Consider the following 22,612-nt stretch of genomic DNA (forward strand, 5'->3'; position numbering starts at 1 on the left):
AGAACCATCGCCCTCGGGCTCCCCGGACTGACGGCGCACCTATCGGCACGAAAAAGGGGCTGCCGAAGGATCGGCAGCCCATATCCGCCTGTGCGGATCCTCGGGGGCGTCAGCAAGGCCCCACGGGAGAAGACGCTTAGCGGCCGGACACGACCTGCGAGCGGCTGAGCGTGGTGGCGAGCTTTCCGTCCTTCTCGATCAGCGTCTCGGCAGGAACGATGTGGCTCTGACCATTGATGACGACCTGCGCATCGCCGTTCTCACGCACACGGAAGACCTGGCCGATACGCTTGCCGTCGCTGTAGATCATCGAGCCCTTGCGCGCCTCGACCGCCGGAGTCTGGGCCTGCGTGCCCTGGGCGACCTGCACGATTGCGGCGGCGCTGGTGGTGGCCTCTTCCTGGGACGTGGCGGCCTGCGCGCTGAGCGGCAGGAACGCAGCGGCGGCGCAGAGCGATGCGAGCATCTTGGTGTTCATCATGGGCCTCACTTTGGTTTGGACCTGCTGGTCCGCGTTGGGATTTGGAATCTGTCTGGGGCCTTACCCCGAAATGCTAAGCAAGGTTAGTATAAAGTGGGGCAAAATGTCAACCTAGCTTAGTATTTCTTTGTGCAACTGCGAATGCAATTTTCGCAAACAAGGTTTGCTGTCGCAGTTCCGATATCGAGCAAGCAGGGGCCAATATTCTGAAATACAGTCAGAAATCACACATCTGAGCCTCCCTGGACAGGTCAGCGCGGCGGCATCCGGATCGCGCCGTCGATGCGAAATGCTTGCGCGTTGAGGTAGCTGTTCCCGGCAATCTCGACGACGAGACTGGCAAATTCCTCAGGGCGGCCCAGCCGCTTGGGGAAGGGAACAGACGCGTTGAGCGCGTCCCACATCTTGGCGTTGAAGTCCTTGAAGCGCAGCATCGGAGGCGTCGCGAAGATGCCCGGCATGATCGAATTGACCCGGATCCCCAGATCCATGAGATCGCGCGCCATGGGCAGGACAAGCCCGTTCACCCCCGCCTTGAGAGAGCCATAGGCGACCTGGCCGATCTGGCCGTCCTGCGCAGCGGCACTGGAGGTGAGGATGATCGCGCCGCGCTCGCCGTCCTCGCCAAGCGGGTCGCTTGCTGCCATGCCCAGCGCCGCAATCGAGGCGACGCGGTAGCTCGCAACCAGGATACCCTCGGCCGAAAAGGCATAATCCTCGGTGCTGAGACGCTTCCAGGCGCCGGTTTCCTTGTCCCGGCTCACCGTCTTGCCGCCCTTGGCGACCATTGCGCAGTGGACCAGCACACGCTCCTGCCCGTGCGCAGCGCGCGCGGCGGCGAAGCCCGCCTCCACGCTGTCCTCGTCGAGGATGTCGACCTTGTGGAAGGTTCCCCCGATGGACGCGGCGACTTCAGCGCCCGCCTCTTCGTTGAGGTCGAAGATCGCTACCTTCACGCCCTTGGCCGCGAGCGCCTCCGCGCTTGCCCGGCCAAGCCCCGAAGCGCCGCCCGTCACGATCGCACTTGTCGCGCTGCCCAGTTCCATCTGCTGCTCTCCCACGTCCGGATGTTGCCTTTGCCGTCCTGCTTGCGAGGCCCACCGCACGAAATCCACCGGAGCCGCGGGATATCGCCACGGCGCGCGTGCTAGCCTGCGCTATCGTTGGAGCGATGATCGCGCCTCGCAGCCCCCCGAAAGGGTGACGCTGCGCCGCCGCCGCCTTATCCCTGATGCCAAGACAGAAACGGGGAGACGTGCAGATGGCGAGAGTCATGGAAGGTGTGAGAGTGCTCGAGGTGGCACAGTTCACGTTCGTCCCCGCGGCAGGGGCCGTCCTTGCCGACTGGGGGGCCGATGTCATCAAGATCGAGCACCCGGTGCGCGGCGATACGCAGCGCGGCTTCCTCAACATGGGCGGCGTGACCCTCGACCCGCAGCGCCACACCCTGTTCGAGCATCCCAACCGCGGCAAGCGCTCGGTCGGCGTCGACTTCACTACTCCCGAGGGGCAGGAAGTGCTCTACGAACTGGCAAAGCACTGCGACGTGTTCCTGACGAACTACCTTCCCAAGCACCGCCGCAAGTACAACTTCGATGTCGAGCACATCCGCCGGGCCAACCCCAACATCATCTACGCGCGCGGCAGCGCCTGGGGTGACAAGGGCCCCGAGCGCGAACTGGGCGGCTTCGATGGCACCGCCTTCTGGAGCCGCAGCGGCATTGCCGATTGCATGACGCCTACCGAGATGGACGGGCCGCTCAGCCAGGGCATCCAGGCCTTCGGCGATTCGATCGGGGGCATGTTCATCGCAGGCGGCATCTCGGCCGCGCTGTTCCACCGCGAACGCACGGGCGAAGCCAAGGAGCTCGACGTCTCGTTGCTTTCGACCGCGACCTGGGCGGCGGGCGCCAACATGGCCCAGGCCCTCGAAACCGGGATTATCACCCGCAACCCGATGCCCAGTTCCGGCGGCAACGCGCGCAATCCCTTCATGGGCAATTTCCGCACGAGCGACGGGCGCACGATCAACTTGTGCATGGTGAGCCCGACCGGATTGATCGAGGATACCTTCGCCCACGTTGGCCGCCCCGAGGCGGCACAGGACCCGCGTTTTGCCGATCCCTTGAGCCTCATCACGAACGCTGCGGCAGCGAGCGCGATCCTCGTCGAAGCCTTCGCCGCGCAGCCCTTTGCCTACTGGCGCGAACACCTGCGCACGATGAAGGGCCAATGGGCGCCGATCCTCAACCTTCTCGAACTTGCCGAAGAGGAACAGGTCCAGGCCAACGACCACATCCTCGAAGTGGAGGCCGCCGACGGCAGCGACAAGCCGCTCAAGCTCTCGCGCAGCCCGGTCGAATGGGACCACGAGGCAATCACCACCACGCGCTCCCCCCAACCCAGCGAGCACACCGAACTGGTGCTGATGGAACTGGGCCTGGAATGGGACCGCATCGAACAGTTGAAGGCGACAGGCGCCATCGCCTGATCTCCGCCCCCACCCCGACGCCGGGCCGCCAGCGGCCTTGCGCAGCAAGCACGACAGGAACGAGCCATGAAACCCGGAACCCGCCTCAGAAGCGCGACCTGCGATACCGAAGTGATGGTCATCCGTGCCGGACAAGGCACCATCGAGTGCGGCGGCGCCCCCATGGCCGAAGACAAGCAGAGTTCGGGCGAGCCTGCGGCCGACCACGCCAATGGCACGCTCATCGGCAAGCGCTACGTCGATGCCGAGGCCACCTTCGAGCTGCTTTGCGTAAAACCGGGCAAGGGCTCGCTCGCGGTCGACGGCACCCCGCTCGTCACCAAGGATGCGAAGCCCCTCCCGGCCTCGGACTGAACGAAAGGCCCCCCGCGCGATGAACATCGCCCTCTTCCTCGAGATGGCCGCACAGGCCGCCCCCGAACGCACCGCGCTGGTGTGCGATGGCGCACGCTTCACTTACGCCGAGCTCTTTGCTGCCGCACAAGGCGCGGCGAGCACGATCCGCCAGTCGGGCGCGGAGTACGTCGCCCTGCTCGACGAATCGAGCGAGGCCGCCGTGCTCGCGCTGTTCGGCGCGGCCCTGGCGGGCGTGCCCTACGTACCGCTCAACTATCGCTTGGCCGATCCCGACCTTGCCGCGCTGCTCACCCGGATCACGCCCTGCCTGCTGGTGGGCGATGCCGCGCGGGCCGGGACGCTTTGCGAAGACCCCGCCAATACCCTGCTGGAACGCGCGGATTTCGTGACAAGTGCCCGCGCGGCACCGCCCCTGGAAGAGGCCGATCCGGGCCTGGGCGTTGCTGTCCAGCTTTTCACCAGCGGCACGACCGGAGCGCCCAAGGCCGCGATCCTGCGCCACACCAACCTGTCGAGTTACGTGATCGGCACCGTCGAATTCGGCTCGGCCGAGGAAGACATGGCCCGCCTCGTCACCGTCCCGCCCTACCACATTGCCGGGATTGCCGCGCTGCTCACCTCGATCTACGCGCAGTGCCGGATCGTGCTCCTGCCCGCCTTCACCCCCGAGGGCTGGCTCGATCTGGTGGCGAAGGAGAAGGTCACCCACGCCTTCGTCGTGCCGACCATGCTGGCCCGCGTCGTCGAAGCCATCCGCGCGGGCACGCCGGGCGATGTGTCCTCGCTGCGCGCCCTCTCCTATGGGGGAGGCAAGATGCCACGCGAACTCATCGAGGACGCCCTCGATCTCTTTCCCGAAACCGCGTTCACCAACGCCTACGGCCTCACCGAGACGAGTTCGACCATCGCGCTGCTTGGCCCCGAAGACCACCGCGCGGCAAAAGCCTCCGGCGATCCCAGGGTGCGCGCCCGGCTCGCCTCGGTCGGTCGGCCGCTTCCCACTATCGAGCTGGAGATCCGCGACGAGGACGGCACGGTTCTGGGCCCCAACCAGGCGGGCGAGATCTTCGTGCGCGGCGAACAGGTTTCGGGCGAGTACAAGGAACGCTCCGCGCTGACCGCCGATGGCTGGTTCCCGACACGTGATGCGGGCTACCTCGACGAGGAGGGCTATCTCTTCCTCTCGGGCCGCGCGGACGATGTGATCGTGCGCGGCGGTGAGAACATCTCACCCGGCGAGATCGAGGACGTCCTGCTCACCCACCCCGCGATTGCGGATGCCTGCGCAACCGGCGTGCCCAGCCTGGAATGGGGCGAAGCGGTCGGGATCGCCATCGTCACTGCGCCCGATTGCGACTGCCCGCCGCATGACGAGCTGTGCCAGCTGGTGCGCGCCCGCTTGCGCTCCAGCCGCGTGCCCGAGCGCACGCTGGTGGTCGAGACCCTCCCCTACAACGAGATGGGCAAGCTCCTGCGCCGCGAGGTGAAGGGCTGGTTCGGCGCGTGAAGCCGTGATCGCGCCCGCCATCCCGCTGACGCGCTGGGCGCAGGGGGAACTCGATGCCCTTGCCGCGATGGCCCCGGGCGCGGCACTTCCCGAAGCCGGAGCCCTGCTCGCCGAACGCGCCATGCTCCATGGCCTCACGGTGACGGGAAACATCTCCTGCCGGGGTGGCTGCCGGTTTCATCGCACCCGCGATGGCTGGGTCGCACTTAATCTCGCGCGGCCCGGCGACAGCGAGTTGCTGCCTGCGCTCTTCCACACAGATGCTCCCATCGACCTTGCCACCGGCTTCGCCGCCCTGGACGAGGCCGAGGCGGTCGCACGTGGGCGCCTGCTGGGCATGGCCATCGCGGGCCTTTGCGAGCGCCCCGCCTCCCCCGCCCTTGCGACCAGCGCGCAAGGCCTGGACCGACCAGCACCTCATCGCCCGCCCCGCGTGCTCGACCTCTCCGCGCTCTGGGCCGGCCCCCTTGCCTCGCGCCTCCTGCGCCTGTGCGGCGGCGAGGTCACGCGGGTCGAAAGCCGGGGCCGTGAGGACCGCCTGCACGAAACCGATCCCCGCCACTTCCACCGCCTCGCCGAGGGAAAGCGCACCGTCGCGCTCGACCTGCGCTCCGCCGCGGGCCGTGACCGGCTTGCCCAACTGATTGCACAGGCCGATATCGTGATCGAGGCCGCCCGCCCACGCGCACTGCGCCAGCTCGGCTTCGACGCCGACGCGTGCGTGCGTGCGCAGCCCGGCCTCGTCTGGCTGACCATTACCGGGCACGGCATTGCGGGCGAGGCGGCCAATTGGGTGGGCTTTGGCGACGACACCAGCGTCGCCGGGGGAATATCGGCCCGGCTGCACGCGGAAACGGGCGAAATCGGCTTCGTCGGTGATGCCATCGCCGATCCGCTCACCGGCATCTTCGCCGCCCGCGCCGCGCTCGAACGCTATCGCACCGGACACGGCGCCCGCCTCATCGTCGCGATGAGCGGCCTGGTCAATGAGGCCGTGGCCCGCGACCCGCACCTTTCTCAAGATCTCACGGCTTGGAATGCGCGGCGCGGCCGACCTATTCTCATGCCGGAGGCCGTCCCATGCTGAGCGGCTCCATGCTGATCCGGGATGCGCAGATCGCCTCGGGCCCGGTCGATGGCCCGCGCGCCGATATACGCATCGCAGAAGGCCGGATTGCGGCCATCGGCGCCCTTTCTCCCCTGTCAGGCGAGCCCATACTCGAAGCGCAGGGCGGCGCGCTCCTGCCCGGCCTGCACGACCATCACATCCACCTTGCCGCAAGTGCCGCCACCGCCCATTCGGTCCCTTGCGGCCCTCCCGAAGTGGACGACACCGCAACCCTGCGGCGCGTCCTTCGCGCTGCACCGGGCTCCGACTGGCTGCGTGGCACCGGATACCATGAGGCGGTTGCGGGAATGCTCTCGCGCCACCAGCTCGACGCATGGCTACCGAACCGTCCGGTGCGCATCCAGCACCGGACCGGGCGCATGTGGTTCCTCAACAGCGCCGCGCTTGCGCAGCTCCTGGAGCGCGCCGCCCCTCCACCGGGGCTGGAGCGCATCGACGGCGACTGGACGGGGCGCCTCTTCGACGAAGACTCCTGGCTTCGCACCACCCTTGCCGCCAGCCCCCCCGACCTCACCGCGCTGGGCGCGCGCCTGACCGCCGGGGGCATCACCGGCGTGACCGACATGTCGCCCGCCAACGCGCGCGACACCGTAGCCTGGCTACACGCCGCACGCACGGCCGGCTTTGCCCCTGCGATCATGGTCGCGGGAACGCCGGAGCTGAGCGATGTCGCCCTTCCTCCGGGGCTGACCCTGGGCCCGGTCAAGCTCCACCTCCACGAGAACGCCCTGCCCGATCTGGATGCGGTGACGGAGACCGCGCGGGCCGCCCACGCGCGCGGCCGGGCGGTCGCGATCCACTGCACCACCGAAGTCGAACTGGTCTTCGCACTCGCCCTCCTGCGTAGCGCAGGCCCGCGCCCCGGCGACCGCATCGAGCACGCCGGGATCGCGCCCGATCCGCTCATCGCGCAGATGGCCGAACTGGGCCTCCAGGTGGTGAGCCAGCCCGCCTTCATTGCCGAGCGGGGCGACCGCTACCGCGCCGACGTCCCCGCCGCCGACTGGCCGCACCTCTACCGCCTGCGCGCCTTTCGCGAGGCAGGCGTAACCCTCGCGGCCGGAAGCGATGCCCCCTACGGCACGCTCGATCCCTGGGCCGCCATGCGCGCGGCCTGCACCCGGCAGACCCGGGCAGGCATGGTCCTCGGCCTGGACGAACGCCTCTCTCCCGAAGAGGCGCTTGACCTGTTCCTGGCCGATCCGGCTGACCTTGCACGCAGGCGTCGCATCACTGTGGGCGCGCCGGCTGACCTGTGTCTGCTTGATCGCCCGTGGCAAACGGCCCGCAAGGTTCTCGACACCGCCATGGTCCGCGCCACCCTGATTGCCGGACGGCTAGTCCACGAGCGCGTCGACACACGAGTCGGCAAGGCCCCAGGCCAGCGCCGTCTCCACGCCGATGCGGCGGCCGGATAGGATCATGAGCGCGGTGCGCTGACGGCCGATCCGGCGCGACAGCGACACGCACCCGCCCGCGCCCGGCAGCAGCCCCATTGTCAGTTCCGGCAAGTGGAAGATCGCATCCCGGCGCGCCTCGATGCGCCCGAATGCGGCAAGTTCCAGCGAGGCGCCCACGCACAACCCCTGCACCCGGCTGACCAGCCGCTCGCCGCACCGCACGGCCGCCAGGGCGGGCAGCGTCTGCATCCGAATGGCGTGCGCCCGGGCCGGATCGCGCGTTGTCCCGAACTCGGCCAGCTCTGCTCCCACCCCGAACGTGCGTCCCGCGCCGCGCAGCTCCACGCGGCCGATGGTAGGGTCGATTACCGCCAGGTCCAGCGCCTCGCGAAGGGCATCGCGCAGCGGAGCATCGATGGCGTTGTGCGTGCCGGGCCGGTCCATTTCCAGGCGCAGCACATCGCCTTCGCGCGTGACGTGAAGCTGTCCTGCCGGAACATCTTTTGGCGCGGCACGTCGTGCGGCGAGCCACTGGGCGTGCTCATCGCCGCCCTGCAAGGTCGCGTAGGCCAAGGATTCCGCCACCAGCGCACGGGCCGGGTCCATGCCCTCGATCAGGCGCAAGAGTTGCATAAGAACGCTCGCAGCCAGCGGCCGCGCACAGATCGCGGCAATGAGCCCGTCCAGGCGTATCGGCGGTTCAACGAGGCAATCGAGCTGCGCAGCAAGTGGATGGCGCGAATCACCCAGGCCAATGACTGGACACGGTGGCAATGACAGTCGTTTACACGCCGGATCGAACGGGTCGATCCGATCAAGATCGAGCACCACGAGAGGACTGTGAACCGCTCCAGCCCCCTCGCCGAGCGCGGCGACGTCAAAATTGTAATCCCTGTGATCCACGCTGAACCCTAGCTCTTCCGCCATTTTCGATCCACTCTTCCGATCAGGGTGCGCCACAAAAACGATATGGTGTCATTTTTGTTGACTTCCCCTGCCAGCAAGTCAACACTGCTGTTCAATAAGAGAGTTGAGGAGAGAGATATGCTGGCACAATCATCGAATAAGGCGAAGATCGCGCGTCGTGTTGTCGAGGTCCTGCAGTTCTTCGACGAGGCCCATCCGCACGCGACCGTGATGGATATCGTGCGGCGCTATGACCGGCCGCAGTCGAGCACCTCGGAACTGCTTTCGAGCCTCGTCGAACTGGGCATTCTCTACAAGGACGGGCAAAACCGCTCGTACCGACCGACGCCGCGCGCCGCGATGCTGGGCGGCTCGACGCAGGCCCCGATCATCCGCGATGGCCGCCTCACCGTGCTGCTCGACCGCCTGCAGGCGCAGTCGGGCCTGACCGTGGCACTGTTCGGCCTCGTCGGCGTGGAAGCGCAGGTCTTCAACTGCCGTTCGGCCGGCAATCGCCGCGTCGGCATGTTCTGCGAAAGCTTCACCGGAGGCCAGACCGAGCGCCTGACCGACAGCGCCGTGGGCCGCCTGCTGCTCTCCACCCTCTCGCGTCCGCGCCGCGAAGGCATCGTGCGCCGCCTGAATGCGGAAGCTGAAGGCAAGCACATCCCCTATGCCGACATGCTCACCTTGCTCGACCAGTACGAGCGCAAGGGCATGGTCGTGGGCGAAGCGGGCTTTGGCATCGAGGCCGAAATCTGCGCCGCGCTGCTTCCGGCCTACGCGGTGGACCAGCCCATGGCCATCGGCTTCGTCTACCGCCCCTCGGCCAATATCGACGTCGAGGCGCTGGGCGACATGCTCAAGGACGCGATCAACCAGGCGGTGGAGCGCGAGGACAACCATTCGGTCACCCCGCTCGTCGCAGCGGCCTGACCCTTTCCTTTCTACAGTCCCAACGAGAAGGGGCCGGGTCTTGCGACCCGGCCCCTTTTTCATGGCCTGTGCAGCCGGTGCGAAAGGAGGCTCCCGAGGCGCTCTCCTTCAGGCGCTCTCCTTCTTGCGGCGGTCATGCTGCGAGAACATGCGCATGAGATCGCCCGAGGTGATCGGACGGGTGGTGCCCTCTTCCACCGGGCGATCCCCGCCCGAGCTCTTGGGCGCGGTATCGACACCGGCGTCCTCGGCGCGCTGGCGCAGCGCGCCCACGGTGAGGTCCTCCTTGCGGCCCAGGTCAAAGAGCGGGAAGTTGAACCAGCGCATCGCGTTCTGGTGCGTGATCTTGTCGATCTGCGCATCGGTCAAATGCCGCAGCGACTTGTAGAGATGCTCGGGCACCTCGGGCCAGAGCGTGTCCGAATGCGGGTAGTCGGTCTCATAGGCGATGTTGTCCTCGCCGATGTACTCGATGTTCTGGAGGCCGAACTGGTCGTCGATGAAACAGTTGAGGAAGTGGCGCTTGAACATCTCGCTGGGCTTCAGGTCCTGGAACACCGAATTGGTCCAGGCCTTGTGCCGCCAGTTGGAAAAGTCCGAGCGTTCGAGGAAATAGGGCACCCAGCCGATCCCGCCTTCGGACAGCGCGATTCGCAGGCTGGGGTACTTGTGCAGGGCCTGGAGCTGGAGCCAGTCCGCCGCGCCATAGGCGATCGACATCGGCATGGTCGTGATCCAGGCCTCGATCGGGGTTTCCTCCGAAGCGTGGGGCGCCGGGTTGCCCGCACCGATATGGCAGCAGATGGTGAGGTCGGTGTCGACGATCGCCTTCCAGAACGGCTCCCAGTATTCGTTGTGGATGCTGGGCAGGCCCTGGACGGTGGGCGCATCGCTGACCGAAACGGCCTTGAAGCCCTTCTTCGCGAGGCGATGGATTTCCGCGACGCAGGCGTCCATGTCCCAGGTCGGCAGGATGCCGCAGGGAATGAAGCGGGCCGGGTAGGCGTCGCACCACTCGTCCTTGTGCCAGTCGTTGTAGGCGCGCAGGTGGACCAGCGCGCGGCCCTTGTCCTTGGCGCGGTGCAGGCGCCCGCCGGCAAAGTCGAACACGCTGCCGAAATTGACCGACGCCGCGATGCCGTTGACGTCCATGTCGCCGACGCGCGCATGGACATCGTAGACGCCTTCGCGCAGCTGCTCGAGCGCGGTCGGCTCCATCCCGTATTCGTTCATCGGCCGTCCGACCACGGCGTTAAGGCCGACCGAGGGAAGGTACATCCCCTGGTACTCCCACGCCGCCTTTCCGTTCACATCGGTCACGAAGCGCGGCGCGTCCTCCAGGTCCTTGGCCGACAGGTGATTCTTGAACATGTCGGGCGGCTCGCTGATGTGATCGTCGACGCTGATCAGCACCATGTCGTTCATTTCCATGACCATCTCTCCAGCACGTATTTATGGTTTCGTCGCAGTCTAGCGCGCACCCTCAGGGAAGCCCATCGAGCGGCCCATGGATCGCGGTGGTGAAATCGTGGATCCCGCTGACGCGCAGTGCATGTTCGCGCTGCCCGGGTTGAAAGGTGTGGCAATTGGGCGGGATGCGCGTGGCATCGGACTGCTTTTCCATCGGGATCTGCCGTCCGTGCGAGATCACCGCGACACCGCGCAGGAGCCGCGCCATTTCCGCGTCCGCAGGAGCAAGCGAGGCGATCCAGGGGCCCATCTCCTTGTACCCCAGCCCGGCTATGGCGGCAGGTACCAGGAAGCGCTTGTCCTTTTCGATCCAGGCCATCCGCACTTCGCCGTTTCGGGCAATGTCCATGGGACGCACGCCTTCGACCGGGTCCTCGACGCGCAGGTCATAGCGGGTAGGCTCGGTGTCGCGGGCATGGGCCGCCGCCAGCACGGCAATGTCGAAAAGGTGGGTGCAGTTCTGCTTCTTCGCGCCGACCGCCGCCGCGGTATCGAGCGCCGCGCCCGTGAAAGTTTCGGCCAGCGCCAACCTCGCTCCCGGACAGGTCGACCACGGCGCACGGATCATCTCGCCCTCGACGCAGGTGATGACCTCCCCATCATGATCGAGAGTGACCCTCATATGGTGCAGGTCGTCCTCGACCAGAGCGGTCACCTGCCCCGCCTCGGGCCGGATCACGATGGCGCGGTGGAAGGCCGGGCGGACCATCAGCTCTCGCGCGTCAGCAGCAGGGCTGCGGCCATCGGCCCGCCCCCGCTCGTCGCCACCGCCACGCGGGGGCTTCCCGGCACCTGTCGCGCGCCGCCTTCCCCACGCAGTTGCACCACGCTTTCATGCGCGAACCCGAAGCCGTGGAGGCGCCCCGCCCCCAGCTGCCCACCGCCCGTGTTGAGCGGCAGTTCGCCATCGAGCGCAATGCGCGTGCCGCCTTCGATGAAGCGGTGCCCCTCGCCGATACCGCACACGCCCAACCCTTCGAGCCAGGTGATCGGGTGGAACGCGAAACCATCGTAAAACTGCGCGACGTCGATATCCTCGGGGCCATAATCGCAATGCTCCCACAGCGCCTTGCCGGTGGGATAGGAGCCCGGCCACTCGGCCTGGTCCCAGCTGTAGCGCTCGACCGAACCGGCGCTCGCCGCAATGCGGATCGGGGTGGCCGTGACCTCGTCCAGCGCTTCGCCCGCCGAGACGATGACCACCGTCGAGGCGTCCGTGAAACGGTCGCAATCGTAGAGGCAGAACGGTGAGGAGATCATACGCGCAGAGAAATACTTCTCCGCGCTCAGCGGCTCCTTCACGAGCGCACGCGGGTTGCGGGCGGCGTTGCGGTGGGCGTTAAGAGCAACCTCGCTCAGCTGCTCGCGGGTCATGCCATAGCGGGCCATGTGGCGCGTCGCATACTGCGCCACCCAGGTCGCCGCCGAGATCGCGAAGAAGGGGGCCGTCCACTGCGAGGCACCGGTCAGTTCGGTGCGGCGCGGTGGGGGATAGTCGGCCGGATTGGCCATCGCAGCCGCCTCGTAGACCGTGCGGAAGCACAGCACATGGCGCGCGCGGCCCGCCTTCACCGCCATCGCGGCCGCCGAGATCGCGCCCAGTTGCGCGGTCATCTCGGCCCCGCCCAGGTGCCAGCGGGTGGTAAGGCCCAGCGCCTCGATCACATCGTCGGACGAAACCGGCGAGAAACCCAGGAAGCTCGGCATCTTGCCCGGATAGGTGGCGACACCGTCGATCTGCTCCGGCTTGAGCCCCGCATCCGCCAATGCCTCGCGCACCGCATCGAGCGTCAGCAGCAGCGGATGGCGTTCAAGCCGGACGCCAACCTCGGACATCCCGATCCCGGTGATATAGGCTTCGCCGCGCGCCATCAGGCGTCCTTCTCGAACAGCGGGAAGAAGATGCCGTCCTCTTCCTCAAACATGACATGCACAGCATCGCCAACGGCAACGTCCTCGACCGGACAGCCCACGATATTGGTGGTCAGGTAGATCGCGGGCTCCTCTTCCAAAGCCACGCGGGCGATCACGAAGGGCACCGCCAAGCCCGGCATCCAGGGCTGGTGGTTGACCGTGAAGCTGTCGACGGTGCCGCGCCCCGAGACGGGCTGCGGCGCCACGTTCTCGCTCCAGCAGGCCCGGCACACCGGCTGCGGGGGATGGAGCCACTGCCCGCAATCGCCGCAGCGGCAGATCATCAGCTTGCCTTCGCCCCCGCCGGTCCAGAACGCGCGGTTGTCGCGGTCAAGACGCGGACGGGGCCGGGAAACACCCAAGCTCATGCGTCCCAGAAGAGATGGATCTGGTCGGGGCCGATCACGTTGCCGCCGTGGAACGTCACAGGCTTTGCCGGATCGAGCCGGAATTCGGGTAGCGCCTTCAGCATTTCCTCGTAGAGGACCTGGAGTTCGATGCGCGCGAGGTGCGAGCCCAGGCATCGGTGCGGCCCGGTGCCAAAGGCGATATGCGCCTTGTTCTCGCGCGCCAGATCGTAGGCCTCGGGCGAAGGGAATTCCTTGGGGTCGAGGTCGGCCGAGGGCAGGAACATGAGCACCATCTCCCCCTTCTTCATCGCGATCCCCTCGAACTCGGCGTCCTGGTGGACGAAACGCGGGGGGACGGTGAAGGTATAGCGGCGCAGGATCTCGTCGGCGGCCTCGGGCACCAGCGCCATATCGGCGCGCAACCGGGCCTGGAGATCGGGGTTCATGGCGAGGTGGCGCACGCCCAGCCCCATCCCGTTCATCACCGTGTCGAGTCCGGCGACGAAGAGCATAACGGCGTAGTTCTCGATATCGTGGAGCGTGGCCGGGCGCCCATCGAACTCGGACTGCCAGAGCATCGAGAGGACGTCGCCCTGCGGCTCGTCCCGGCGCGCGAGGATCGTCTCACGCATGACGTCGGCCACTTCGCGCAGCCGCTGCTGCACCGCAGCCGGGTTCATGTCGGTCGAATGGAGGTGCTGCGAGACGAGATCGCGGTATTCGCGCTGCTTGTCCTGGGGCATGCCGAAGATGTCGAGGAAGATCGTGGTCGGCAGCGGCTCGCCGACCTCGGCCATGAACTCGCAGTGGCCCTTGTCCTTGACCTTGGCGACCAACTCGGCGGCAAGCGCGCGGATGCGATCCTTCAGGGCCAGCATGTTCTTGGGACTGAAGGTCTTGTTGAGCGGCTTGCGGTACGTCTCGTGCACCGGCGGATCGACCGTGATCGGAAGCGGGATCAACGACTTCTTCTCGTCGGGAAGCGTCGCGTTGTGGGCCGCGATCATCTCGTAGGGAACAGGCCCGTTGCTGAAGATCTCGGGGCTGCGCTGCGCGCTGTAGACCGCCGCATGGCTGGCCACGATCCAGTGCCCGCCCTGCCGCGGGGTCCAGAAGACCGGCGGCGCCTCGCGCGCGATCTGCGCAATGCGCGCATGACCTTCGCTAAGAAGACCCGGGTCGTAGTGAAAGTCGAAATCATAGACCAGTGCGTCGGGGACATGGTCGGGCTTGGCGACAGCTGGGCTGACCGGATGCGATGCCATCGAAACTCTCCGCAAAGTGCAGTGTGAACCTGTTTGCCGCTCATGTTGCATGGGCCGCGGTGAATTTCAGCACGGCCTCGCCCGATACCGCCCGCGCGATTGCCCTTGCAGGAAACCCCACTTGCTCGCCTTCCCCCGCGCCTATCGTGCGAGCGATGAGGCGTCCCGTACCGTTGATCGCCCAAGGGTCTTGCGGTCTAGCTGAAGGCTGGAAGAGGAGACCATGGCTGCCATGAAAGTGCGGATCAGGAAGGGCGAATGTGTCGGGAACGCGCGCTGCCAAGCGATCGCTCCGGCGCTCTACCCGCTCGATGAGGAAGGCTACATCGACACCGAGGGCTTTGCTGTTTCTGCGGGAGACGAAAAGGCCGCGCTCAACGGCGCACGGGCTTGTCCTGAACGCATCATCTTCGTTCTCGAGGACGACGACGGCACCGAGCGCCAGGTCTGGCCCCCGGTCAAATCCTGATTCCCCAGCGCAAGAGAGGATAGAGAAAAATGAGCGATTTCCTGGGCTATGCGGGCAAGCGCGTGGTGGTCTCGGGCTGCTTCTCCGGCATGGGGCATGCAACGGCCAAGCTGCTGCTCGATCTCGGCGCCGAGGTCCACGGGCTGGACTTCAAGGCCTGCGACCTGCCGCTCGCCAGCTTCCACACCGTGGACCTGCGCGATCCCGCCTCGATCGAAGCCGCCGCCAGCACTCTGGAAGGGCCGATCGACGCGCTGTTCAACTGTGCAGGGCTGCCCACCTCGTTCCCGCCGCTGGACATCATGAAGGTGAACTTCATCGGCCTTCGCCACCTCACCGAACAGCTCCTGCCCAAGATGCAGGCGGGCAGCGCCATCGCCAACATCGCCTCGACCGGGGGGCTAGGCTGGAGCCGGCGCATTCCCGACAACATGGGCTTCGTGACGACAAAGGGCTGGGACGCCGCGCTCACATGGTGCGAGGCCAACGCCGAAACGGTTGCAGAAGGCTATGCCTTCTCCAAGGAAAACGTGATCGTGTGGACCCAGTTCATGGGCGCCCAGCTCATCAAGCAGGGCATCCGCATCAACTGCACCCTGCCCAGTCCTACGCAGACCCCGATGATGAAAACCTTCCACGAAGCCTCGGGCAAGGACGTCGTCGATGCCGCGGCCGAACCGATGGGCCGCTACTCGACGCCCGAGGAACAGGCAGGCGGGCTCGTCCTTCTGAACTCCGCGCTGGCCTCGATCGTCAACGGCGTGGTCCTGCCTGTCGATGGCGGCTTCATGGGGGCGCTCGCCACCGGCCAGATCGACATGTCCAAGCTCATGGGCAAGCGGCAGGGATAGGCCATGAACTTCGAGATCACCGCCGAACAGGAGATGATGCGCGAGAGCTTCGCGCGATTGTTCGATGACCGCCTGACACCCGAACGGCTGCGCGCGAACGAACAGGCCGGCTTCGACGCCGCGCTGTGGGGCGAGATGGCCGAGCTGGGCGCCTTCCTCCTGCGTGTCCCCGAAACCCGCGATGGGCTCGGCCTGGGCACCTTCGATGCCGCGGTGCTGATGGAGGAAGTGGGCCGTACCCTGCCCTCCGGCCCCATCGCCGAGACGCTGCTCGCCGCGCGCCTCATCGCGATGCTGGGGGACAGCGCCTTCGACGAAACCCTTGCCGCGGTGGTCGCAGGCGAACGAGTCGCCTCGCTCGCGCTGCGCGATGTGGGCATGGCGCCCCGGCAGTTCGTCCCCTGCGGCGAACACGCCGAACTGGTAATCGCCCGCAGCGACGATGCCATCGTGCTCTACGAAGTGCCCGAGGCGGCCCGCAAGGGCGAGGCGAACCTTGCCGGTGATGGCCTGTGCGAGGTCGATTTCGCGCAAGGCGGTCCACGCGTTCTTGGCGAGGGCAAGGAGGCTCTTGCCCTCTTTGCGGCGACGCTCGAAGAGTGGAAGCTCCTCACCGCCGCTGCACTGGCCGGGCTCGGCCGCAAGGCGGTACAGATGGCGGCCGACTATGCGTGTGAGCGCAAGCAGTTCGGCCAGCCCATCGGCCAGTTCCAGGCGATCAGCCACCCGCTGGCCGACAACCTGTGCGAGGTCGATGGCACGCGCCTCCTCACCTGGCGCGCGATCCGCGCACTGGCCGATGGCGCGCCGAACGCGGCCGCGCTGGTCTCGCTGGCGCTGTGGTGGGGCGCGGATGCAGCCGCGAGGGCCGTCAGCCAGGCGATCCAGACCTTCGGCGGCTATGGCCTCACCACCGAATACGACATCTACCTCTACGCCCTTCGCGCCAAGTCCTGGCCGCTGGTGCTGGGCGATCCCGCGCAGCTTCTGATCGAGGCGGGCGAACGTCTCTACGGTGAGGTGCCCTCGCCGCTACCCGACGTCGGCGAGCTCCCCATCGAGTTCGACATCGGCGAGGAGGCACGCGCCATGATCGCCGAGATCGACGCCTTCATGGAGGCGAGCGTCACGCCCGAAATGCGCGCGAAATTCCACTACAGCTGGGAAGGCTGGGTGCCTGAACTCCACAAGATGATGGCCGAGGCAGGCCTGCTCTTCCTTTCCAGCCCGGAACTGGGCGGGCGCGGTGTAGGGCCCTATGCCCGCGCAGCTTCGCGCCGCGCGCTGGAAAAGCACGGCTATTCCAACCCGGCGGCGGGCGTCGCCGAAATGGTCGGCCTGATGATCTCGCGCGCCGGTTCGCAGGAGCTGAAGGACGAGGTGCTCACCCGCATCGTCGCGGGCGATGCCATCGCCAGCCTGGGCTACTCCGAACCCGGTTCCGGCTCGGACGTCTTCGCCGCGCAGACCCGCGCCACGCGCGATGGCGATGGCTGGCGGATCGAGGGCACCAAGATGTTCACCAGCGGTGCCAACCTCGCCGACTACGTGCTCATGCTCACGCGCACCAACACCGAGGTTGCCAAGCACAAGGGTCTGACGATGTTCATCGTGCCTCTGAAGGCGCCGGGTATCACGATCCAGCCGGTGCACACCTTCCAGGACGAGCGCACCAACATCACCTTCTACGACAACGTCTACGTGCCCGACAGCTGGCGCCTCGGCGAAGTCGACGGGGGCGTACGCACGATGAGCCTGGCGCTCGAACTGGAGCACGGCGGCGGCTTTGCCAACGCCATGTACGCCAATCTCGAAGCCGCCGAGGAGCTGTGCCGCGTCATTCCCAACGGCAACGGGCGCCTGATCGACAAACCGCAGGTCCGCGCCCGGCTCGCCCGCGCGCTGGCCGCGATGCTCGTCTCGGAACTGTTCGAGCACCGCGCAGGCTGGGCCTCGGTCGAAAAGAAGCCCAACCTTGCCTACGGCCCGATGGCCAAGATGTTCTCCTCCGAACGCTTCATGGACGATGCGCGCGACCTCCTGGACCTGACCGCCCCGCTCTCGCTGACCAAGCGCGACGGCGCGGCCCAGCTCATCAACCAGAGCTACCGCCATGCCCACGGCACGCGTATCTACGGCGGCACCAGCCAGGTCCACCGCTCAATGATCGCCGAGCGTGCGCTGGGCATGCCCCGGACACGCGCATGATGTCCCGCCTGAACCGGAGAATCGCCGCATGAGCGAAGACGCCCCGCACCTCCTGAGCGAGGTCATCGACGGCGTTCTCGTCGTGACCCTGAACCGGCCCGACAAGCTCAATGCCCTGTCGGCCCAGACCATGGCGCTGTTCGACGAGGCCGTGGCCCGCCTGCGCGACGATCCGGACCTGCAGGTCCTGCTGATCCGGGCACGCGGGCGCTATTTCTGCTCGGGCGCGGACCTGCGCAGCGGGGCGCCCTCGGCCCAGGCCCGTAGCGCGGGCGCTATCCGAGAGAACCACCGCACCGGCCTGTTCGGCATGCAGCGCATCTACGACGAGATGGAGCACATCGAGAAGCCCATCGTCTGTGCGGTCCACGCACCTTGCGTCGGCGGCGGGCTGGAGATGGCACTTTCCTGCGACTTCCGTCTGGCCGCCCAGAGCGCCGAGTTCGCCTTCCCCGAAGGCATCTTTGGCGTGCTCCCGGCCTCGAACGGGGTCAGCCGCCTGACCCGGATCTGCGGCCCCCACTGGGCGCGCTGGCTGGTCATGGCCAATCGCAAGGCCGATGCCGACAAGGCCCACGTCATGGGGCTCGTCCACGACGTGCTCCCCGACGAGGGGTTCGAGGAGGCTGCCCTCGACTTCTGCCGCCATCTGACCAGGAACAGCGCCGAGCAGATGGGCGCTGCCAAGATCGCGATCGAGATGGCCGCCGAAGTGGGCCGCGACACCGCCCGCCAGGTCGAACGCATGGCCAACAGCGCGCTCATGCTGAACCCGGACTACCTCGCACGAATCGAGGCCTATGTTGCCAGGCTGGGTAGTTCGAAGTCAGACTGAAGAAGACGAACAGTTCCGAGGGCCATCGCCCTCGGGCTCCCGGAACGGGCGAGCGCAGCGCCTTCAATCAATATTCCGTCCATAGCGTAAGGCCGGTCAGATAAAGGGGGCTTTGTCCCCAATTCCAGCGCCACGCAACCTCGCCATTCAAACGCAAAATAGCCGCGCGAAATGCCCCAGACAGGATTGGGGGAGCCCGAGGGCAATGGCCCTCGGAACCACCTTCTTGGTTTTCCTACTCTTCTCGCCACCTCACGCGGCTGCGCGCTGGTCCTTGATCGCCAGAGCGAGAAGACGCGACTGCTGGCGCAGCGTGGCGCCTTCGAAGCGAGGCTTGATGTCGGCCGGATAGCAGGCTTTGAGCTCGGTGTCGGTGGCGATGGTCACCACGCGCTCAAGCCCTGTGTAGAGCACACTGGCAAGGTCATAGGGCTCGCCCGTGGCCCCGTCCGGATCGCCGCCCATCTGCCAGCCGAGCAGGCGCACGACCGTGCGTGCCATGGCAATGCGCTGGAGAAGAACGGAGCGCTCGTGCTGGTCGGCGAGGCGATTGCGCAGGTGCAGGAGCCGGCTGTGGCGCTCCCAGTAAGCGTAGAAGGCCTGAACCAGTTCGGTTGCGCGGGCATCGATCTCCCCGTCCTCCCAGCGCGTGCGTAGCAAGGTGAGGTACGCCTCCTCGGCCTCGCGCGCGACGGGATCGAGTACGGCCAGAAACAGGTCGGGCAGATCGGCAAAGTACGTGTAGATCGAAGACATGCGCAGGCCCGTGTGCCGCGCGACTGCGCTGAGCGAAAATTCACAGGCCGGATCGGCGATCAACTCACGCGAGGCGCTCAGGATACGCTCGCGGGTGATCTTGCCCTTCTTGCCCAGCTTCTGTCCTTGCTGGTTGGTATCGTTCAGGCCTTCTCTCACGTCATCTTCAATCCATCACCACGTCCTGACCTGTGTCAGGAGGCACCTACTTCAGCCGGCGAGGCGCGTCGCGATGACCTTGCTGTCGAGGAACTCCTCGATGCCCGCAAGGCCCCACTCACGCCCCATTCCGCTGCCCTTGAACCCGCCGAAAGGCAGGTCACCGGCAATGCACATCCCTCCGTTAACGCTGATCGAGCCTGTCCGTATCCGGCGGGCCACGCGTTCGGCGCGGAGTTGATCGGCGGAAACCACCCCGCCCGAAAGGCCGTACTGGCTTTCGTTCGCAATGCGGATGGCGTCCTCGTCATCCTCGTAGGGGATCACCACCAGGACCGGGCCGAAGATTTCCTCCTGCGCGATGCGCATGGAATTGTCCACATCGACAAAGCACGTGGGTTCAATGAAGTAGCCCCCGCCCTTATCCGGTCGGGCCTTGCCTCCGGCGAGCAGCGTCGCGCCTTCCTGCTGTCCCAGGTCGATGTAGCCCAGCACCCGTTCCATCTGCCGCGCGCTGACGACGGGGCCCATGATGTGGGTCGGCTCGTCCATACCGCCCCAGTTGTCGCCAAAGCCCTGGTAGGCCATGGCGAGGCCCGCCTTGGCTTCTTCGTAGCGGCTGCGGGGGACAAGCAGGCGCGACTGCACGGCGCAGCCCTGCCCGGCGTGGAAGACCAGCATCGACTGCGCGCATTCGCGCGCGAAATCAGGCGCATCGTCGAGCACGATCTTGGCGCTCTTGCCGCCCAGTTCGAGGAAGACGCGCTTCAAGGTCGCCGCGCCCGCTTCCATGATGCGCTTGCCCACCCCGGTGGAACCGGTGAAGCTGACGAGATCGACGCGCGGGTCCTGGACGAGCTGCTCGCCCGCCGCGGCCGGGTCCTTGCCGAAGACGACGTTGAGGACACCCGCAGGAAAGCCCGCTTCTGCAGCCAGCTCGCCCCAGATCGCGCCCATGCCGGGTGTATCGGGGGCAGGTTTGAGGACAACGGTGCAGCCCGCCAGCAGCGCGGCGACGACCTTGCCCACGTTGACGTAGTGCGGCACGTTCCACGGCGTGATCGCCGCAACCACGCCAACCGGCTCGTAGACGACCTTGCGGTGCGAGGGGAAGCCGCGGAAATCACGATTGCCCAGGTCCTCTTCCCAAGTCACCTGGTCGAAGACAGCCAGGTAATCGTCCCAGCCCTGGTTGGCGGTATCGACATGCGCCATGCCCACCGCGCCCAGCGCCGCGCCCGCCTCGAACCGGGCCAGCGCGGCAAGCCGGTCCTTGTTGGCCTCGAACAAGGCGCGCAGCTTCGTCAGCAGCGCGACGCGGCTAGCCCGGTTGCCAGGATCCCCCCAGTCGGTTTCATCAAAGGCCCGGCGTGCGGCGGCAATGGCCGCATCGACATCCTGCGAGGTAGCATCGGCCGCCTCACCCGCGACCTCGCCCGTCCAGGGATTGATGACCTCGAAAGTCTTGCCGCCTTGCGCATCGCGCAATTCGCCATCGATGTAGAGGCGGGCCGGAGGAAGAAGCGTCATAGGGTGTCCTGTCTTCAACAAGGTCAGACCGGGCGACGCGCGCCCAGGGTCACGAGATCGAGATTGAGGTCCTCGGGCGAATCCACGATCGTGCGGAAAGTCGGCAGGAGCGAGGCGAAGTCGGTAATTGGCTGCTCCTGCATGGGCATGCCCGCCTCGGCACAAGCCTTGGCAAAGCGCATCGTCGTCTCCATCGACCACCCGCTCCCGGTCTTGCCTTCACCGAACATCTTGCCCGCGCGCACCGTGGTCACGCGAATGCCCTTGCCCGCCAGTTCTTCACGCCAGCCCTTGCCGATACGCTCGACCGCGCCCTTGGTCGCGGCGTAGAACCACAGCATCGGGATCGCGAGGTCGACGCTCTCGCTGGTGACGTTGATGATGTGCCCGCCCGAAGGCATCGACTTGACCGCCTCACGCGTGACAAAGACAGGCCCTGCAACATTGGTGGTGATCTGCGCGAGGATATCGGCATCCTCGGCGTCCTCCAGCGTGAAGGGCACGTAGACGGCCGCGTTGTTGATGAGAACGTCGATGCCCGCATGCACCTTGGCGATTTCGGCAAAGGCCTCGCGCACCGAAACCGGATCGCCGATGTCGCAGCGCACCGCCATGCAGTCGGGGCCGAATTCGGCGGCTGCGGTCTCCAGCTTGGCCAGCGTACGCCCCAGCATCACCACCTTGTCGCCGTCTTCGCAAAAGCGGCGCGAGAGCGCCTTGCCCAGCCCTTCGCCCGCGCCCGTGATCACGATCGTCCTTGCCACTCAGGCCTCCTGTCTTGGCTGGCGTTCCCAGTTCTCCGGGTAGGCCGAAAAATCGCCTGCGTAGGCGATGCCCCCGTCCCAGATTTCGCCACTGATCTTGGTGAAGAAGTGGACCGTGCGCGCGAACGAGCCGGCCGTGGAGCGCGGCTCCATCGCCACGCCGCTGGGCGAGACTCCGCGGGCGCGCGCCGAGAAGTCCTTGACGCTGAAAAGCAGGTTGTCGGTCTGGTGTGCGCAGACCACCAGCTCACCTCCCGGGCAGTAGCGCCGCGGGTTGCACTGGGTGCCCGCGAGCCTCCCGCGCTTCATGCCGACAAAACCGGGCACGCGGCTGACTTCGGGGATATGCACTTCATCGTACCAGCGGTGGTAGTCTTCCTCGCGCCCCTGCACGAAGTTGGCCGGGATGATGAACAGCCCCGAGAGCGGCTTGCCCTGCTGCCAGTTGGGGCCGACGTGCCAGTCGGAATACATGTTGTAGGTGTAGAGCCGCTCGCTCTCGTCGCCATCGTCGATGAGCCCGGCGCAGCGCGGTCCTTCGAGCAGGCGGCCCAGCTTGGGAATGTCCCTGTCGGGGACCTGATAATCGAACTCGTAGAAGCTGAGAAAGCGCCAGGGCTGATCGATGTCGGGCATGATCTGGATCGGGGCGATCTCGAAGCGATCAGCCGAGAGGAAGCCCTCCAACCCGGCAAGCCGGGGGCGGTGCTCCTCCTCAAACCACGCGGCGTAGTCTGCCTCGCGCCCCGCCGCGATGTTGTGCAGGTGCAAGGTCACGTAACGGGCCATGAAGCCTCCTCTTCCGCTCTCCATCCTAACTCGCAGGCCGGCGCG

The 22,612-nt window shown here is 66.6% G+C and carries 22 protein-coding genes; 10 read left to right on the forward strand and 12 right to left on the reverse strand.

From position 1 onward, the window contains the following. Positions 1-136: 136 nt before the first annotated feature. On the reverse strand, positions 137-481 hold the full coding sequence (locus MTR65_RS13135) for a hypothetical protein (RefSeq protein ID WP_243800921.1): 345 nt from the start codon (positions 479-481) through the stop codon (positions 137-139). A 251-nt stretch (positions 482-732) separates the two neighbouring features. Next, positions 733-1,527, reverse strand: a complete 795-nt coding sequence (locus MTR65_RS13140) for an SDR family oxidoreductase (RefSeq protein WP_243801110.1) — start codon at positions 1,525-1,527, stop codon at positions 733-735. 215 nt (positions 1,528-1,742) lie between these two features. Between MTR65_RS13140 and MTR65_RS13145 the strand changes: the two genes are divergently transcribed. The 5 genes from MTR65_RS13145 to MTR65_RS13165 all read left to right on the forward strand — a co-directional run bounded on the left by MTR65_RS13145 (position 1,743) and on the right by MTR65_RS13165 (position 7,383). After that, positions 1,743-2,972: a CaiB/BaiF CoA transferase family protein gene (locus MTR65_RS13145; protein WP_243800924.1), complete on the forward strand. Its 1,230-nt coding sequence runs from the start codon at positions 1,743-1,745 to the stop codon at positions 2,970-2,972. Between the two features lie 66 nt (positions 2,973-3,038). Next, complete coding sequence (locus tag MTR65_RS13150) at positions 3,039-3,326, forward strand: hypothetical protein (protein WP_243800926.1); 288 nt, start codon at positions 3,039-3,041, stop codon at positions 3,324-3,326. 19 nt (positions 3,327-3,345) lie between these two features. After that, a complete protein-coding gene (locus tag MTR65_RS13155) occupies positions 3,346-4,836 on the forward strand; it encodes a class I adenylate-forming enzyme family protein (protein WP_243800927.1) in 1,491 nt (496 codons plus the stop codon). A 4-nt stretch (positions 4,837-4,840) separates the two neighbouring features. Then, entirely contained in the window at positions 4,841-5,923 is a 1,083-nt protein-coding gene (locus MTR65_RS13160) for a CoA transferase (RefSeq protein ID WP_243800928.1), read from the forward strand. Further along, positions 5,917-7,383: an amidohydrolase family protein gene (locus MTR65_RS13165; protein ID WP_327194336.1), complete on the forward strand. Its 1,467-nt coding sequence runs from the start codon at positions 5,917-5,919 to the stop codon at positions 7,381-7,383. The genes MTR65_RS13160 and MTR65_RS13165 overlap by 7 nt, the downstream gene beginning before the upstream one ends. Here the strand turns inward: MTR65_RS13165 and MTR65_RS20260 are convergent. After that, positions 7,303-8,268, reverse strand: a complete 966-nt coding sequence (locus MTR65_RS20260; RefSeq protein ID WP_243800929.1) for an enoyl-CoA hydratase/isomerase family protein — start codon at positions 8,266-8,268, stop codon at positions 7,303-7,305. The genes MTR65_RS13165 and MTR65_RS20260 overlap by 81 nt on opposite strands. Positions 8,269-8,409: 141 nt before the next feature. On the opposite strand from MTR65_RS20260, the gene MTR65_RS13175 reads away from it, so the two are divergent. Further along, on the forward strand, positions 8,410-9,207 hold the full coding sequence (locus MTR65_RS13175) for a helix-turn-helix domain-containing protein (RefSeq protein ID WP_243800930.1): 798 nt from the start codon (positions 8,410-8,412) through the stop codon (positions 9,205-9,207). A 108-nt stretch (positions 9,208-9,315) separates the two neighbouring features. On the opposite strand, the gene MTR65_RS13180 is transcribed toward MTR65_RS13175, so the two are convergent. The 5 genes from MTR65_RS13180 to MTR65_RS13200 are packed head-to-tail and all read right to left on the reverse strand — an operon-like array spanning position 9,316 to position 14,206. Beyond that, positions 9,316-10,638 (reverse strand): amidohydrolase family protein, encoded by a 1,323-nt coding sequence (locus MTR65_RS13180; protein WP_243800931.1) that lies wholly within the window; start codon positions 10,636-10,638, stop codon positions 9,316-9,318. A 52-nt stretch (positions 10,639-10,690) separates the two neighbouring features. Further along, positions 10,691-11,386 (reverse strand): DUF2889 domain-containing protein, encoded by a 696-nt coding sequence (locus MTR65_RS13185; protein ID WP_243800932.1) that lies wholly within the window; start codon positions 11,384-11,386, stop codon positions 10,691-10,693. Then, complete coding sequence (locus MTR65_RS13190) at positions 11,386-12,549, reverse strand: thiolase family protein (RefSeq protein ID WP_243800933.1); 1,164 nt, start codon at positions 12,547-12,549, stop codon at positions 11,386-11,388. The genes MTR65_RS13185 and MTR65_RS13190 overlap by 1 nt, the downstream gene beginning before the upstream one ends. Next, positions 12,549-12,959, reverse strand: a complete 411-nt coding sequence (locus MTR65_RS13195) for a Zn-ribbon domain-containing OB-fold protein (protein WP_327194337.1) — start codon at positions 12,957-12,959, stop codon at positions 12,549-12,551. The genes MTR65_RS13190 and MTR65_RS13195 overlap by 1 nt, the downstream gene beginning before the upstream one ends. Further along, positions 12,956-14,206 (reverse strand): cytochrome P450, encoded by a 1,251-nt coding sequence (locus tag MTR65_RS13200; RefSeq protein WP_243800934.1) that lies wholly within the window; start codon positions 14,204-14,206, stop codon positions 12,956-12,958. Before MTR65_RS13200 ends, MTR65_RS13195 begins: the two co-directional genes overlap by 4 nt. Before the next feature lie 223 nt (positions 14,207-14,429). Here MTR65_RS13200 and MTR65_RS13205 point away from each other — a divergent pair, with 223 nt between their 5' ends. From MTR65_RS13205 to MTR65_RS13220, 4 genes are read left to right on the forward strand one after another with little or no spacing between them, the layout of a single operon-like run. Next, entirely contained in the window at positions 14,430-14,675 is a 246-nt protein-coding gene (locus tag MTR65_RS13205) for a ferredoxin (protein ID WP_242404810.1), read from the forward strand. Positions 14,676-14,704: 29 nt separating this feature from the next. Further along, positions 14,705-15,526, forward strand: coding sequence for a coniferyl-alcohol dehydrogenase (locus MTR65_RS13210; RefSeq protein ID WP_243800936.1), 822 nt, complete (start codon positions 14,705-14,707; stop codon positions 15,524-15,526). 3 nt (positions 15,527-15,529) lie between these two features. Continuing rightward, positions 15,530-17,734 (forward strand): acyl-CoA dehydrogenase family protein, encoded by a 2,205-nt coding sequence (locus MTR65_RS13215; RefSeq protein ID WP_243800938.1) that lies wholly within the window; start codon positions 15,530-15,532, stop codon positions 17,732-17,734. A gap of 28 nt (positions 17,735-17,762) precedes the next feature. Continuing rightward, complete coding sequence (locus MTR65_RS13220) at positions 17,763-18,569, forward strand: enoyl-CoA hydratase/isomerase family protein (RefSeq protein WP_243800940.1); 807 nt, start codon at positions 17,763-17,765, stop codon at positions 18,567-18,569. A 252-nt stretch (positions 18,570-18,821) separates the two neighbouring features. Here MTR65_RS13220 and MTR65_RS13225 read toward each other — a convergent pair whose 3' ends face one another. The 4 genes from MTR65_RS13225 to MTR65_RS13240 are packed head-to-tail and all read right to left on the reverse strand — an operon-like array spanning position 18,822 to position 22,567. Next, positions 18,822-19,484: a TetR/AcrR family transcriptional regulator gene (locus MTR65_RS13225; protein WP_243800945.1), complete on the reverse strand. Its 663-nt coding sequence runs from the start codon at positions 19,482-19,484 to the stop codon at positions 18,822-18,824. A 51-nt stretch (positions 19,485-19,535) separates the two neighbouring features. Then, a complete protein-coding gene (locus MTR65_RS13230) occupies positions 19,536-21,014 on the reverse strand; it encodes an aldehyde dehydrogenase family protein (RefSeq protein WP_243800946.1) in 1,479 nt (492 codons plus the stop codon). Between the two features lie 23 nt (positions 21,015-21,037). Further along, on the reverse strand, positions 21,038-21,778 hold the full coding sequence (locus MTR65_RS13235) for an SDR family oxidoreductase (protein WP_243800947.1): 741 nt from the start codon (positions 21,776-21,778) through the stop codon (positions 21,038-21,040). Beyond that, positions 21,779-22,567 (reverse strand): hypothetical protein, encoded by a 789-nt coding sequence (locus MTR65_RS13240; RefSeq protein WP_243800949.1) that lies wholly within the window; start codon positions 22,565-22,567, stop codon positions 21,779-21,781. It lies immediately after the preceding gene. Positions 22,568-22,612: the final 45 nt, after the last annotated feature.

The sequence above is a fragment of the Novosphingobium mangrovi genome (genome assembly GCF_022818885.1).
In the GTDB taxonomy this organism is placed as follows: Bacteria; Pseudomonadota; Alphaproteobacteria; order Sphingomonadales; family Sphingomonadaceae; genus Novosphingobium; species Novosphingobium mangrovi.

What these genes read in the sequence shown, in the direction of transcription:
- MTR65_RS13210 (WP_243800936.1), top strand. Translation starts at nt 14,705, where the DNA reads ATGAGCGATTTCCTGGGCTATGCGGGCAAGCGCGTGGTGGTCTCGGGC.
- MTR65_RS13200 (WP_243800934.1), bottom strand. Translation starts at nt 14,206, where the DNA reads ATGGCATCGCATCCGGTCAGCCCAGCTGTCGCCAAGCCCGACCATGTC.
- MTR65_RS13215 (WP_243800938.1), top strand. Translation starts at nt 15,530, where the DNA reads ATGAACTTCGAGATCACCGCCGAACAGGAGATGATGCGCGAGAGCTTC.
- MTR65_RS13175 (WP_243800930.1), top strand. Translation starts at nt 8,410, where the DNA reads ATGCTGGCACAATCATCGAATAAGGCGAAGATCGCGCGTCGTGTTGTC.
- MTR65_RS13140 (WP_243801110.1), bottom strand. Translation starts at nt 1,527, where the DNA reads ATGGAACTGGGCAGCGCGACAAGTGCGATCGTGACGGGCGGCGCTTCG.
- MTR65_RS13135 (WP_243800921.1), bottom strand. Translation starts at nt 481, where the DNA reads ATGATGAACACCAAGATGCTCGCATCGCTCTGCGCCGCCGCTGCGTTC.
- MTR65_RS13155 (WP_243800927.1), top strand. Translation starts at nt 3,346, where the DNA reads ATGAACATCGCCCTCTTCCTCGAGATGGCCGCACAGGCCGCCCCCGAA.
- MTR65_RS13150 (WP_243800926.1), top strand. Translation starts at nt 3,039, where the DNA reads ATGAAACCCGGAACCCGCCTCAGAAGCGCGACCTGCGATACCGAAGTG.
- MTR65_RS13180 (WP_243800931.1), bottom strand. Translation starts at nt 10,638, where the DNA reads ATGGAAATGAACGACATGGTGCTGATCAGCGTCGACGATCACATCAGC.
- MTR65_RS13190 (WP_243800933.1), bottom strand. Translation starts at nt 12,549, where the DNA reads ATGGCGCGCGGCGAAGCCTATATCACCGGGATCGGGATGTCCGAGGTT.
- MTR65_RS13230 (WP_243800946.1), bottom strand. Translation starts at nt 21,014, where the DNA reads ATGACGCTTCTTCCTCCGGCCCGCCTCTACATCGATGGCGAATTGCGC.
- MTR65_RS13165 (WP_327194336.1), top strand. Translation starts at nt 5,917, where the DNA reads ATGCTGAGCGGCTCCATGCTGATCCGGGATGCGCAGATCGCCTCGGGC.
- MTR65_RS13145 (WP_243800924.1), top strand. Translation starts at nt 1,743, where the DNA reads ATGGCGAGAGTCATGGAAGGTGTGAGAGTGCTCGAGGTGGCACAGTTC.
- MTR65_RS13195 (WP_327194337.1), bottom strand. Translation starts at nt 12,959, where the DNA reads ATGAGCTTGGGTGTTTCCCGGCCCCGTCCGCGTCTTGACCGCGACAAC.
- MTR65_RS13220 (WP_243800940.1), top strand. Translation starts at nt 17,763, where the DNA reads ATGAGCGAAGACGCCCCGCACCTCCTGAGCGAGGTCATCGACGGCGTT.
- MTR65_RS13205 (WP_242404810.1), top strand. Translation starts at nt 14,430, where the DNA reads ATGGCTGCCATGAAAGTGCGGATCAGGAAGGGCGAATGTGTCGGGAAC.
- MTR65_RS13240 (WP_243800949.1), bottom strand. Translation starts at nt 22,567, where the DNA reads ATGGCCCGTTACGTGACCTTGCACCTGCACAACATCGCGGCGGGGCGC.
- MTR65_RS13185 (WP_243800932.1), bottom strand. Translation starts at nt 11,386, where the DNA reads ATGGTCCGCCCGGCCTTCCACCGCGCCATCGTGATCCGGCCCGAGGCG.